This window comes from Corynebacterium pyruviciproducens ATCC BAA-1742 (assembly GCF_000411375.1).
GTDB lineage: Bacteria > Actinomycetota > Actinomycetes > Mycobacteriales > Mycobacteriaceae > Corynebacterium > Corynebacterium pyruviciproducens.
The window spans coordinates 233,237-246,061 of the sequence record NZ_KE150446.1 but is presented as its reverse complement, the minus strand read 5'-3'; the positions used below and the strand labels follow the sequence as shown (position 1 = coordinate 246,061).

Annotated in this window: 13 protein-coding genes; 4 read left to right on the top strand and 9 right to left on the bottom strand. The window is 59.9% G+C overall.

Annotated features, from left to right (window positions below; genetic code table 11):
* Position 1 precedes the first annotated feature (1 nt).
* The 3 genes from HMPREF1219_RS01220 to sigE all read right to left on the bottom strand — a co-directional run bounded on the left by HMPREF1219_RS01220 (position 2) and on the right by sigE (position 2,221).
* Positions 2 to 502 (bottom strand): twin-arginine translocase TatA/TatE family subunit, encoded by a 501-nt coding sequence (locus HMPREF1219_RS01220; RefSeq protein ID WP_016457185.1) that lies wholly within the window; start codon positions 500 to 502, stop codon positions 2 to 4.
* Between the two features lie 167 nt (positions 503 to 669).
* A complete protein-coding gene (locus HMPREF1219_RS13125; protein ID WP_016457184.1) occupies positions 670 to 1,344 on the bottom strand; it encodes an anti-sigma factor family protein in 675 nt (224 codons plus the stop codon).
* 160 nt (positions 1,345 to 1,504) lie between these two features.
* The gene (sigE, locus tag HMPREF1219_RS01210; protein ID WP_084594619.1) at positions 1,505 to 2,221 is read right to left on the bottom strand and encodes an RNA polymerase sigma factor SigE; all 717 of its coding nucleotides are present in this window, start codon (positions 2,219 to 2,221) and stop codon (positions 1,505 to 1,507) included.
* 149 nt (positions 2,222 to 2,370) lie between these two features.
* Here sigE and HMPREF1219_RS01205 point away from each other — a divergent pair, with 149 nt between their 5' ends.
* Complete coding sequence (locus HMPREF1219_RS01205) at positions 2,371 to 3,006, top strand: O-methyltransferase (RefSeq protein ID WP_040426722.1); 636 nt, start codon at positions 2,371 to 2,373, stop codon at positions 3,004 to 3,006.
* 176 nt (positions 3,007 to 3,182) lie between these two features.
* Here HMPREF1219_RS01205 and glgC read toward each other — a convergent pair whose 3' ends face one another.
* Positions 3,183 to 4,400, bottom strand: a complete 1,218-nt coding sequence (gene glgC / locus HMPREF1219_RS01200) for a glucose-1-phosphate adenylyltransferase (protein ID WP_016457181.1) — start codon at positions 4,398 to 4,400, stop codon at positions 3,183 to 3,185.
* 573 nt (positions 4,401 to 4,973) lie between these two features.
* Between glgC and glgA the strand changes: the two genes are divergently transcribed.
* Positions 4,974 to 6,152, top strand: coding sequence for a glycogen synthase (gene glgA, locus HMPREF1219_RS01195; RefSeq protein WP_040426720.1), 1,179 nt, complete (start codon positions 4,974 to 4,976; stop codon positions 6,150 to 6,152).
* A gap of 301 nt (positions 6,153 to 6,453) precedes the next feature.
* Complete coding sequence (locus HMPREF1219_RS01190; protein ID WP_016457179.1) at positions 6,454 to 7,764, top strand: GH32 C-terminal domain-containing protein; 1,311 nt, start codon at positions 6,454 to 6,456, stop codon at positions 7,762 to 7,764.
* Positions 7,765 to 7,847: 83 nt separating this feature from the next.
* Here HMPREF1219_RS01190 and HMPREF1219_RS01185 read toward each other — a convergent pair whose 3' ends face one another.
* The 5 genes from HMPREF1219_RS01185 to dapE all read right to left on the bottom strand — a co-directional run bounded on the left by HMPREF1219_RS01185 (position 7,848) and on the right by dapE (position 11,733).
* Positions 7,848 to 8,717, bottom strand: a complete 870-nt coding sequence (locus tag HMPREF1219_RS01185) for a methyltransferase domain-containing protein (RefSeq protein WP_016457178.1) — start codon at positions 8,715 to 8,717, stop codon at positions 7,848 to 7,850.
* A 142-nt stretch (positions 8,718 to 8,859) separates the two neighbouring features.
* On the bottom strand, positions 8,860 to 9,030 hold the full coding sequence (locus HMPREF1219_RS01180; protein ID WP_016457177.1) for a DUF3117 domain-containing protein: 171 nt from the start codon (positions 9,028 to 9,030) through the stop codon (positions 8,860 to 8,862).
* Positions 9,031 to 9,219: 189 nt separating this feature from the next.
* The gene (locus HMPREF1219_RS12720; RefSeq protein WP_016457176.1) at positions 9,220 to 9,606 is read right to left on the bottom strand and encodes a DivIVA domain-containing protein; all 387 of its coding nucleotides are present in this window, start codon (positions 9,604 to 9,606) and stop codon (positions 9,220 to 9,222) included.
* 3 nt (positions 9,607 to 9,609) lie between these two features.
* Positions 9,610 to 10,377 carry an LOG family protein gene (locus HMPREF1219_RS01170; RefSeq protein WP_040426716.1) on the bottom strand — a complete coding sequence of 256 codons (768 nt, stop codon included), beginning with the start codon at positions 10,375 to 10,377 and terminating at the stop codon, positions 9,610 to 9,612.
* Between the two features lie 264 nt (positions 10,378 to 10,641).
* Positions 10,642 to 11,733, bottom strand: coding sequence for a succinyl-diaminopimelate desuccinylase (dapE, locus tag HMPREF1219_RS01165; RefSeq protein WP_040427041.1), 1,092 nt, complete (start codon positions 11,731 to 11,733; stop codon positions 10,642 to 10,644).
* 76 nt (positions 11,734 to 11,809) lie between these two features.
* Between dapE and HMPREF1219_RS01160 the strand changes: the two genes are divergently transcribed.
* Positions 11,810 to 12,718, top strand: coding sequence for a DapH/DapD/GlmU-related protein (locus HMPREF1219_RS01160; protein ID WP_040426714.1), 909 nt, complete (start codon positions 11,810 to 11,812; stop codon positions 12,716 to 12,718).
* Positions 12,719 to 12,825 lie beyond the last annotated feature (107 nt).

Here is a 12,825-nt window from a genome sequence, read left to right as displayed (position 1 = left end):
GCTACAGCACGTCGCTGTAATCCACCGGCCCGCTTCCTGCGGGCGGGGGCGTGTGCGGGCGTTGGTCCGCGCTCTTGTCGCCGGTTGTTCCCTGCGTAGGGGACGGTGCGGGTGGCGTGGGCTGAGGGGCATCAGACGCGTTGCTTACGGTTTGCGCTGCAGAGGTGTCGTTGACGTTCTTCGGGTCGGTATCGTTCCAGAATTTCTTCGGGTCAAGCGCATCGAGGTAGGTATCGTCGCCGTCGAAAAGCGTCTTCGTCAGCGCTGCCTTGGGCCCCATCGCCCGCAGCTTGGCCAGCTCACCCAGTGGCTTGCGGAACTCGTCAAACTCCGGTCCGAGGTCGTCGCTCAGGCTCATCTTGGTGCGGTTGATAGCGTTCCTTGCTGCGAGGATGGCAGCCTTGATGTCCTCTACGGCTTTCGGTACTTTCTCCGGGCCGATGAGGAACACGGCCACAATGAAGATGATGAGAATCTCCACCCAACCAACATCGTTAAACACGGATTACACTCTACTTGCTTTGGGCCTGGTTGTGTACGCGTGCCCGGATTACAGGCTTCACCTCGGCTAGTCACGGAAGTGCTACGTGGCAGCATTCGCTCCGGTACCGACCGTTCCGTGAGGCGGGTACCCCACTCGGTGGTACTACTGGTGCCGGTGGGTGGTGGTTAATCGGTGCGGTCTTTGTAGGTTCGTCTTGCGGCCCAGTACATCGAGTTGAGCCGGCCTAATAACGTGTCCGATTCCAAGATGTCGCCGGCTTTGGGCCCCTCCATGCATGTGTCGGAGCTCAGGCTCGCCAGCTTTTCCACCAGCGACGCCGGAACGTGAATATCACTGTCGGAATTGCCCCTGAGGCTCAGGGAGGCCTCGCGCTGCTCACGCACGTCTCGTCTGCACATGGAGCAGTGAAGGAGGTGTGCACGGGCGCGCTTTTGTGCTTTGAGCGAAAGCTCACCGTCAACGTATCCCGCCACGGCCTCCGCCGAAAGGTGCTCCACCGAGGCGAAGGAATCATCTTTGTCTACGATTTCCTCATTCAGCATGGTGGCGATAGCTTTCTGTAGCCGCTGCGGGGTGGTCGTATCAAAGCGCGAAGCGACGCGGCGGGAGCGCACACCCTCGTTGTGCGAAGAGGACGCGGAGTCGGATACGGCTTCGGTCCCGGCACCGCCGCTACCCAGCTTCTTCCTCAGCCGCTGCGTCAAAGAGCCCAGCTGCTCCCTGTGGGAGGGCTCCTTAGTGCCCGCGGTCAAGCGCTGTTCCGCGTCAGCATGGGTGGATCCGAAGTCCTGGTCCTGGCCGTTTGAGCTCTTCTGAGAATGCTTGTTGAGTCTATCCACGGTCGATGGATCCTCCTTCCACGGCTTGGGTGTCAGTCCCCTGTGCTGGTGGTGCGCGGGCTCGGATAAGCCTCCGCAATATCCACTAGACAGGTGCTACCAATTACGTGAGCTATCCCCACTCTATACCGAATTGGTGAGACTGGAGGCGAGTGCCTCCCTAGTGTTGCGGAACGAGTGCCTTGGCGGAATCGTCTTCCTCCGCGGCCGCGAGAATGTACTCGCGCAACTGCTTCCTACCGCGGTGAATGCGCGACCGCACGGTGCCCATTTTCACGCCGAGGGTCTCTGCGATCTCCTCATAGCTCATCCCCTCCATGTCACACAGCACCACTGCCACTCGGTAGTCGGGGCTCAGGCTGAACAGCGCGCTTTCGAGTGTGGGGTCCAGGTTGGAGTTGATGTAGGCCTCGTCGGGCATGGGCTCAGAGCCGGGGTATTTATCGTAGGTAGTCTCGTTGAGAGCTTCCATCCGAATCGTTGCACGATGGCGAACCATGTCCAAAAACAGGTTCGTGGTAATGCGGTGCAGCCACCCTTTAAAAGCGCCGGGCTTGTAGGATTTCAGCGAACGGAAGACGCGCATGAAGGTCTCCTGGGTGAGGTCCTCCGCGTCCTGCTGGTTGCCGGATAAGCGGTAGGCCAGGCGGTACACACCGTCCGCGTGCTCAGACACGAGTTCAGCCCAGGAAGGCATGTCCCCGACCCCGGCATCGAATGCGCCGGTTCCGGTTTGTTTGCTTGTGCTAGCTTCCACGTCATTCCCCTGTACTTGGGGCTTTGGCTGATCATCGCTGGTTGGCCTCCTGCTTCCTTTCCTGCGTGTACCAAAGCCACTCACGCCAGGCAAGGAAATAGAGGAAGTCACGTTTTTCATAGAGACTATGACAACATACTGTGCTCAAAATGAGCCTAACACGGTGTTGGGTCAAGCTGTGAGTTTTCCCCATTTTTTCCTACCCCTTACCCCCACCGAGCTTAAACCCCCGTGTGGCCCGGTCGCTGGAGCCCCGCAAGCGGCTAGACTTGTCCATTGTGACTGAGGAACTATTGCGCTACATCGAACAGACCTCCCAGGAGGATGACCACCATCTCCGCGCCCGCAAGGATGCCCAGGAGTTCGGACTCGTGACACCGGACGTGTCCACGGGCCAGTTGCTTGCCTTGCTTGCAGCTTCGGTGGCTACCGAGGCCAATAGCAGCGGTATTGCCGCCACCCCGGCCGCCGGAATCATTGGCTTATACCTCTTCGATGGCCTGGGCCCCGATGGGCATCTCACGTTCATTGACCCTGAGCACGAGCATCAAAACCATGCCAAGGAGGTGTTCCGTGCCGCGGGGCATTCCCACTTCCGGTTCCTTCCATCTCGCCCGCTCGACGTGATGGGGAGGCTCGCCACGGATTCCTACCGCATTGTGGTTGGCGATGTGCCGGCACTTGACCTCGCCACTTTTATTGACGCGGCCTGGCCGCTTATCCAATCCGGTGGTGTTTTGGTTCTCCTTGATTCGCTTTTCGACGGCCTGGTGGGCGACCCCTCCCGTACGGACCGCGAGCTTGTCAGCGCCCGGGAGGCCGATGAGAAGCTCCGCGGGTTTGACGATGCGCTCGTCGCACGGCTGCCACTGGGGTCCGGGGCGATCGTCGCCTACAAGCGATAGGACGAGAAGAAAAGCAGCAGTAACGCAGTAACGCTTTACGCAGTAACGCAGTGATGCAATAACGCAATTACGTCAGGCACGAAGAATCGGACACGAGTAACCCGATACGTGTTCTCATTAAAAAAGTGGCCCGCGCCTTGAGGCTGCGGGCCACTGTGCTGTCGCACGGAGCAGGATTACACCACTTGGTTCTTACCAACTACCACGACACCGTTGGCGGAGGTGTTGAAGCGCTGCGAATCTCGCTCGGAGTCAACGCCAATGTACTCGCCGTCGGAAACAACCACGTTCTTGTCTAGGATCGCGTGCCTGACCACGGATCCGCGCCCAATCCGCACGCCGGGCATGAGCACCGCGCCTTCCACCGTTGCACCCTCCTCGACGATGACGTCGGTGGAGACGACGGAGTTCCGTACGGTTGCGCCCGAGATGATCGAACCGTTAGCAACCATGGAGGACTGGGCGATGCCACCCTGCACGAACTTAGCGGGCGGCAGGTTGCCATCGTCAGTAGAGTGGATCGGCCACTTCCGGTTGTACAGGTTGAACACCGGGTTGATGCTAATGAGGTCCATGTGCGCATCGTAGAACGCATCGATAGTACCAACGTCACGCCAGTAACCCCTGTCCCTGTCGGTGGAACCCGGCACCTGGTTTTCAGAGAAGTCATATACATGGGCTTCGCCCTGTTCGACGAAGTAGGGAATGATGTTTCCGCCCATATCGTGGGACGAGGTTTCGTCCTCCGCATCCTTCTGCAGCGCCTCGATGAGCTTGTCGGTGGTGAACACGTAGTTGCCCATGGAAGCGTAGGTCATCTCCGGATCGTCGGGAGTGCTCGGCGGGTCTGCCGGCTTTTCCAAGAACTCGGTGATGGTGCCGTTGTCATCGGATTGGATGCAACCAAAGGCGGTCGCTTCCTTGCGGGGCACGCGGATTCCGGCAACCGTGGCGGCCTTCCCGGACTTGATGTGATCCTCCACCATCTGGGCCGGGTCCATGCGGTACACGTGGTCGGCACCGAAAACGATGACGTACTCGGGGTCCTCGTCGTAGATGAGGTTGAGGGATTGCAGAATGGCATCTGCCGAGCCATTGAACCAGCGTTGGCCGAGTCGCTGCTGGGCGGGCACCGGGGTGATGTAATTTCCGGTCAGCCCAGAAACCTGCCAGGCCTGGGAGATATGGCGGTCAAGCGAGTGGGACTTGTACTGCGTGAGCACACAGATTTTCAAGTACCCGGCGTTGACCAGGTTGCTGAGCACGAAATCAATGAGGCGATAGCTACCTCCGAATGGGACGGCAGGCTTCGCGCGGTCGGCTGTCAGAGGAAACAGGCGCTTCCCCTCGCCACCCGCCAGGACAATGGAAAGAACGGACGGTTGGTTTCTCATACCTCTAATTTATAGTGAAATGTGACTTTTGTCTCGAAAAGTGACACCAAACACTTGTCCACCTCCCCTCCGATGCTTCTAGCTGCACAATCCAACTTCTCGCGCCCCCAAAGTTCACCCACATTTGAGTGCTAACTCGCCCCACACCGGGGCACAGCGATAGCTGACAACAACCGATACACAGTGGCGTGTTCCAATAAATAAATCCAAAAGAATGGACGCGTCCATGGGATTGGACGTGTCCACAGGACTGCACATGTCCACATGGCCGGCCGTGCCCACATGGCTGGCCGTGTCCACAGGACTGGACGTGTCCACATGATTGGACACCTCACAAGATGCGAACAAGGCCCCATAGTTCAGCCTCTCCACACCTCAGGCTTGCCAGATCTACTACCTGGTATCGCATGCCTATTGGCTCCATTGAGGGGGTCTTACCCTTGTTTCCTGAGGCGATGCCTTATGCCCGGGCGTTCTAGTTTTTCCTCATCCTCCCCATGTCAGCACCGCAATCCACATTTAGTTTTTACGTGAATACTGCACCGGCTGCGATTTCCAGCTAAATTGGTGGGTATGCGAGTAGGAATGATGACAAGAGAGTACCCACCAGAGGTCTACGGTGGCGCCGGCGTCCATGTAACGGAACTGACCCGTTTCATGCGCGAAATCGACGGTGTCGATGTAGATGTCCACTGCATGGGTGCCCCACGCGACGAAGCAAACGTGTACGCCCACGGAGTTGACCCCGAGCTGGAAAACGCCAACTCCGCGCTCAAGACGCTGTCCACCGGGCTGCGCATGGCAAACGCCGCAGACAACCTCGACGTTGTCCATTCCCACACCTGGTACGCAGGTCTGGGCGGACATCTGACCGGCAAGCTCTACGGCATCCCGCACGTTGCCACCGCCCACTCCCTCGAGCCTCACCGCCCTTGGAAGCGTGAGCAGCTCGGCGGCGGATACGATGTCTCCTCCTGGAGCGAGAAGAACGCGATGGAAAACGCCGACGCCGTTATTGCTGTGTCGGCCCGAATGAAGGATTCCATCCTCGACGCGTACCCCGCAATCGACCCGGACAAGGTACGCGTTGTTCTCAACGGCATCGATACCGAGCTGTGGCAGCCCCGCCCCACCTTCGATGAGGCCGAGAACTCCGTCCTCAAGGAACTGGGCGTTGACCCAACCCGCCCGATCGCCGCGTTTGTTGGACGCATCACCCGCCAGAAGGGTGTTGGCCACCTTGTCAAGGCCGCCAGCCACTTCGACGACGGCGTCCAGCTTGTCCTCTGCGCCGGTGCCCCGGATACCCCGGAAATCGCCGCCGAGACCGAGCGCCTGGTCAAGGATCTGCAGGAAGAACGCGACGGTATCTTCTGGGTGCAGGAATTCCTCCCCAAGCCGAAGATCCAGGAGATCCTCACCGCAGCTGACACGTTCGTGTGCCCCTCCATCTACGAGCCCCTCGGCATCGTGAACCTGGAGGCAATGGCCTGCGGCGCAGCGGTTGTCGCATCCGACGTGGGAGGAATCCCGGAGGTTGTTGTCGACGGCACCACCGGCTCCCTCGTCCACTACGACGAGAACGACACCGAAGCGTTCGAGCGCGACATCGCCGCAGCAGTGAACAAGATGGTGGAGGATCGCGAGGCTGCTAAGGCCTACGGTGAGCGTGGCCGCAAGCGCGCTGTGGAGGACTTCTCCTGGGCAACCATCGCCCAGCAGACCGTAGACGTCTACAAGTCCCTCATGTAACTGACACCATGTCCTCAGGCGAGTCAGGCCACCGGCCTGCTCGCCTTTTTCTTTCCCCCCAAGCCAAGTGGTCCCGTGGGCAGTGCACTTTTTTCACCCACTCACCAGGATCAACCGGCCTCTCTGGCGTTAGCCACACGACGCGGTCGCCCGCCTCAACCGTGTTTCCGGGTACCCTCGGTGGTGATCCCACGCAGCTGGACAATGCGAGCTGGTCGCGTGGGCCACGTAGGCGAAAGCTTGTTCACCCCCGCAGCGCGCGGGGTGAAGAGAGATTTGTCCCAACAGATTGGAAGAAACGATGGTCACTCACCGCCCCGAATTGCACATCACCGCGCCCCAAGGCGTGCTCGAAGCACCGGCTGGGTCGCTCGTCAAAGAGGGCACGTGGCACCTGATGTACCAATACGAGCCCAACTCCGACGGGCACGGGCGCTGGGGGCACGTCACTTCCCCAAATTTCTCCCCCTTCAACTGGTCAGAGGGCTCCGATATATTGGTTCCGGAAGGCGATGAAACCGACCTCTGGGCCGGCTCAGTCATCAGCGACGAAGGTGTCGTCCGTCTGTTCTTCACCTCGGTGCACGGTGATTCCACCGAGATTCACCGCGCCGATGTTGAGAACTCCGCCGTAGTCCACCGTGGCCCGGTAGTCACAGATACCGACGAATTCTTCAACTTCCGCTCCCCCTGCGTCATTCCGCGCGGTGCCGGCTGGCTCATGCTCGCAGTATGCGGACCGGAAGATGATCCGCGCCCGATCATCCTGGAGTCTATGGACACCCAAGAGTGGAGCATCATCGGCATGCTTGAATTCGCCGGCAAATCCGGCCTGGAGGGTATCCCCCAATTGGTCAGCCCCCGCATCATCGTGCTCCAGGACGAGTACACGGGCGATTTTCACGACGTCCTGCTGGTGACCGTCCAGTTCGGTGAAATCGATATCTGTGGCTACCTCGTGGGGCACCTTGCCGGGTCCACCTTCTCGGTAGAAACTCCTTTCACCCGCATCGATTACGGGCACGATTTTTCCCGACCCCGCACCACGAACTTCGACATCACCGATACCACCTCCCTCGAGGGGGCGATCATCTTCGGCCTCATGGACGGCGGCGGAGCCCTCCACGATCTGGACAAAGACCCATCATTCCACGAGGAAAACTGGGTGAACTGCCTCTCTGCGCCCCGGCTGGTGACCCTCCAGGATGGGGTACTGTTCCAAACTCCATACCCCGGAATTACATCACGCATTGAAAAAACGGAACGGGCCCGCCTGTGGAGTGGCATGTTCAACGTCGGCGAGGGCGAGATTTCCGTCTCGCTTGTCGATCGCGACGATAACGTCTACGCCACCATTTCCCACACCAAGGACGCGGTCTTCCTCGACCGCTCAGAGGGCTCCTACTTTGAGGATGATGAGATGGCGGAAGCCCCCGTAACATGCAGCGATACACAGTCCATGTCGATTCTTGTTGACGGCTCCACCGTGGAAGTGTTTGCGGACGGAGGGGCCGCAACAATGGCCTCACGGGTCTACTTTGACGAGGACTTCTACCGCTTCGTTGTTCGTACCACCGGTGGTGCAGAACTCGAGCAAGTGGTATCCGATTAGGCCGCTGTCTACACAACAAAACACCCGCCTCCTCCGGTTCTCTTTGTAGAACTGGAGGAGGCGGGTTTGGTGTTTATGTGGGGCTACTTCTTCCTTAACCGAGTGATGGTGGAGCGCGCCGTCACCGTCATCGTCTGGGGCAAACGCTGCGCCCTCTTATCCAGCTCTACTTGGTCAATGACCTGTGCCGAAGGGCTCATGGCGATCTGCGCCAGGATGGAATCGTGGTCCAAAACCATGGGGAACTCCACCATCTCGGGCGCAGCAACCACATCGAAGTATTCGGACACTTGGTCGATGATCTCCTCGATCTTGTGGGGTCGCACATCGGGGATCTCCAGAGGGGCACGAAGCTCACCCAGGTGGCCCTCGTGGGATGCCAAAACCACAAGCTCCCCACCGTCTTTGAGCACTCGAGCGAACTCTTCCGGGTTGCGGGGAGCGAAAATGGCAGAGATCACATCCACAGAATCGCTGAGGACAGGAAGGGTCTGCAGGGCATCAGCCACTACTGCACCCACCCGGGGATGGCAGTGTGCCAGCTTGGCGGCCGCCGCAGTGGATACGTCAATGGCCACGCCAACAGACTGGTCCACACTGTCCAGGGTGTGTGAGAGGTAGTATCCCGTGCCGGCACCCACTTCGCACAGAGTTACTTCCTGTGTATCTGGAATGTCCGCTGACGAGATGGCCTCATTCACAGACCGGGTGACAGACTCCACAAAGGGGGCGAAGTGCCCGTTGGCCAAGAAGATTTCGCGTGCGTCAACCATCTTCTCATCGTCACCACGCGGAAGGTCACCACTGGCAAGAACCACGTAACCCTCCGGATCGACGGGGAATTCACGCCCCGTAGCAGAGATGAGAGCGGACCAATCCTCGTTCCCCCTCAGCGTGACCCCGTTGGCGCCAGCGCTCGGATCCTGCAGTAAATGGATTACATCACTCAGCATATGCGTGCGTGCTCATTTCTTCTTGGGTAGCCGTGCATTTTCCGTTACCCAGATGGTAGTACACACGGTAACCGTGGGGCTACTTTAATGAGAGAAAACAAACCCCGGAGTGCAGCTCACGGCACTTCCGGGGACAAGTTTATTAGGAGTTAGCTACCTGGGTGAGGAGTTCTCCGAGTTCTCCGGCTTCCTCCTTGTTGAGCTCGATTACGAGCCGTCCGCCTCCGTCGGTTGGAATCCGCATAACGATCTTGCGTCCTTCTTCCACCGCTTCCATTGGACCGTTGCCAGTCCGAGGTTTCATCGCTGCCATTATGTAGAAACTCCTTCTCCGAGACTTCGTGGCCTCGGCTAAAAATAGGCTCCGCCTGGACTCCATCCAGACTCGCAACATCAGCTAGCCACGCTATACCTTTCAATTCTAGCCAAAATCGGGGCAAGCAGGGTAGCACTAAGCTGCAGGTTTACATAAAGTGCCAGCTCATAAGTACTATTGCGGGTTCTACGCGGGTGAAGAGCCGTCGGACAGGGCGGTCGAAACGGGGCTTGAGGTGGATTGTTGGGAGCTTTCCTGGGGAAGGTCGCCGGTGGTGAGGCGGGACTCGTCGCCGGTAGTTTCTAAGACACGGGACGGCCTGCCCGCTTCGATCTGTGCAAGGGCGGCGTCGACCTGATCCTGCCGGTACCCACGGGGTGCCAACTCGAAGCGGAGATCGTTGAGCCGTCCCTCATCGATCGCTTTCCGGTTGGAAGCGATGACATCGTCGTGTTCCACGGGTGGAAGCGGCTCACCGTTTCCAAATACCTTGTAAAAGATGTAGCCACAGCCTGCCACCGCGATGGCGAGGACGACGACCACAACCACCCACATCAGTACTGAGCCATCCATGTTTTACGAGTTCTTCCTCTTCTTGTGTTGATCCACGATGTGCTGCACAGCCTCATCCACGGAGTCGGTGACCATGAACAGGTCCACATCCGATTCGTTGATCATGCCTTCGGCTACGAGGCGTGCCTTGAACCATTCTACGAGACCACCCCAGTAGTCCGTACCCAACATTACGATGGGATAGTTGGTCATCTTGCCGGTTTGCACCATGCACAGCACTTCGCACAGCTCATCCATCGTCCCGAATCCTCCGGGCAGGCACACGAACGCCTCGGAGTACTTGAGGAACATTGTCTTGCGCACGAAGAAGTAGCGGAAATTGAGACCGAGATCGACCCAATCGTTAAGGTGTTGCTCGTGGGGAAGCTCAATGCCCAGGCCGATGGAGAGGCCCTCCTCCTCGCACGCGCCACGGTTGGGGGCTTCCATGAGCCCCGGCCCACCGCCGGTGATGACCGCGTATCCGGCCCGGGCGAGTTTTCTTCCCAGCTCGACCCCGAGCTCGTAGTAGGGGTGACCCTCCTCCACGCGGGCGGACCCGAAGACGGTGACGGCTTCCGGGATCTCGGCGAGGGCACCGAACCCATCGACAAACTCGCTCTGGATCCTCAGCACTCGCCAGGGATCCTCGTGCAGCCAATCGGTGGAGTGCTGGGCGTCCAGCAACCGTTGGTCGGTGGTGGAGGTTTGTGTGCCGCCGTGGCGCATGAGAACCGGTCCGCGGAGGAAACTGGCGCGCTTGTCAGAGGAAGGGGTGCGTGTTGGAGCCATATCTATACAATCTTCTTTCTTGAACGGAACGTTCATACTAACGCGAATCCGTCTTCCCCGCAGTGCAAAACGATCCCCCACCGATTACTGCCCCTTGTGCTGACTGGCCCTCGTCGCCACCGCCGCTCACGCGCGTGGACCGATGGCAGACCCCCTTCCTCCTGCCTCGCTCGTGGAAGCAAGCACAGTGGGTTCTCTACTGACCCCGGTGGGCGCGAGTCCCACCGGGGTTATGGGGTGCCCGCGAACACGCAGGACGCTCCGCTAGCACGTAAGAAATTTGGTGAGGAGTGCGCTTACCTCTTCGATCTGCGACACGGGGCAGTGTTCCTCCGGCTTGTGGCACAGGGACGGGTCGCCCGGGCCACAGTTCACCGAGGGGATCCCCAGTGCGGACAACCGGGCGACGTCCGTCCAACCGTATTTGGCCCGCACGCTTCCGGCCAGAGCGACAAAATCGGCTGCCACCGGCGTAGACAACCCCGGCGCGGCGGCGGGCGACACGTCGTCGTAGTCGATTTCCACGAGCTCCCCTGCCCGCGCCGGGTCTCCCCCGCCGAGGACGGTGAGCATGTGCTCCTTCGCATCCTCCACGCTGCGATCCGGCGCGTAGCGGAAATTGACATACAGGACGGCCTCATCAGGAATGGTGTTTTTGGCCACGCCCGCCTCGGCCACCACGGCGTTGAAGCCCTCTTTGTACGTGCATCCGTCGATGTCCACCTCACGGGGCTCGTCAGCGGCGATGCGAGTGAGGATTGGCCCCAGTTTGTGCAACGCGTTCTCCCCCAGCCACGCCCGCGCCGAGTGGGCACGCACACCGTGGGCTGTGAGCTTCATCCGGATGGTGCCCTGACAGCCTGCTTCCACGACCCCTCCGGTGGGTTCGCCGAGGATAGCAAAGTCACCGCGCACCCACTCCGGGTAGGCATCGATGAACTTTTGGAGGCCGGAGAACTGGGCGGCGATCTCTTCACATTCGTAAAAAATGGCGGTGATGTCCGCGTTGAGTGACTCGTGATGTGCCAGTGTTGCCAGTGCATGGAGGAAGCACGCGTCCCCGGACTTCATGTCTACGCTGCCAAGGCCATGAATAATGTCCCCGTCCCGATGGGAGGGAATGTTGCCGGCAGCGGGTACCGTATCGAGGTGGCCGGCGAGGATGACTCTACGGCCCAGTCCTCGGAAGGTTCGTGCGGCGACGGTGTTGGACACGCGAACCGTCTCCAACCCGAGGCCAGTCAGCGCCGCCTCGACAGCATCAGCGATGCTTTTTTCGGAGCGGGATTCGCTGGGAATATCGATGAGCTGCTGAGTTAGGAGCACCGGGTCGGTGAGAGTGAGCACGTGGTTCATGTCGATGATGGTACCGCAGTCGGTCACCCCCGCCCGGTTGCAAACGTCATTCTTCGCTTCCGTTAAGCTGTAACTCATGACAATTCAAGGGGCACGAGCCGTCGGGATCGCAAACATCGCAGCAGATGGGACGGTTCTTGACACGTGGTACCCACAACCACAGCTAGCGCAGCCACGGAGGACTGGGACCCGGCGGCTTGGCGCCAATGACCTGACCCCGCGCCTCCTCAACCTTGTGTACCTTGACGAGGACCGGATGGTGGAACAAGTCGCCGTGGAGACGAGCATCGCCGACTTGTCCCAGCCGGTCACCGACGCCCACGACGCCTACCTCCGGCTGCACCTGCTCTCCCACAGGCTTGTGGTCCCCGGCTCCATCAGTGTGGAGGGGCTTGTCGACGCCCTCGCCCAGGTTGTCTGGACAAACAAGGGCCCCTGCCTGCCGGACAACTTCGAGTTCGTCCGCACCACGTTGCGTGCCCGCGGACTCATCCACGTGTACGGCGTGGAGCGCATCCCGCGCATGCTCGATTACGTTGTCCCCTCCGGCGTCCACATCGCCGAGGCGGAGCGAGTGCGCCTGGGTGCGTACCTGACGGAGGGAACCGTGGTGCTGCGGGAGGGATTCGTCTCTTTCAACGCCGGCACCTACGGCCCCGACCACATTGAAGGCCGCCTGACCTCGGGTGTGACCGTGGGCGAAGGATCCATCATGGCGCTGGGTTCGTCTGCCATCTCGCCCGCCGTCAACGATGTCCGCCCCATCATGTACATCGGCAGGAACTGCCGGGTGGGTGAGAACACCTCCGTGATCGGCGTGTCCGTTGGCGATAATTGCGAGCTTGCGCCGGGGCTCGTGATCACCCCCTCCACGCTGGTTCGCTTTGGGGATTCCGAGCCGCGCCCGTTGGGTCCCGTGCTCGAGCCCAACTGGGTGCTGTCCCACACTGTGGGAGGAATTTTCGTTTCTGCAACCCGCCCCTAGGTCACAGCCCACGCCTCCTGCCGTCTCCGACCAGCAGAGGAACACTTTGGTCTCACCTACCACCACGAAACTCTGTTCGACCGACGGATTCCCCCTCCGGTTACCCC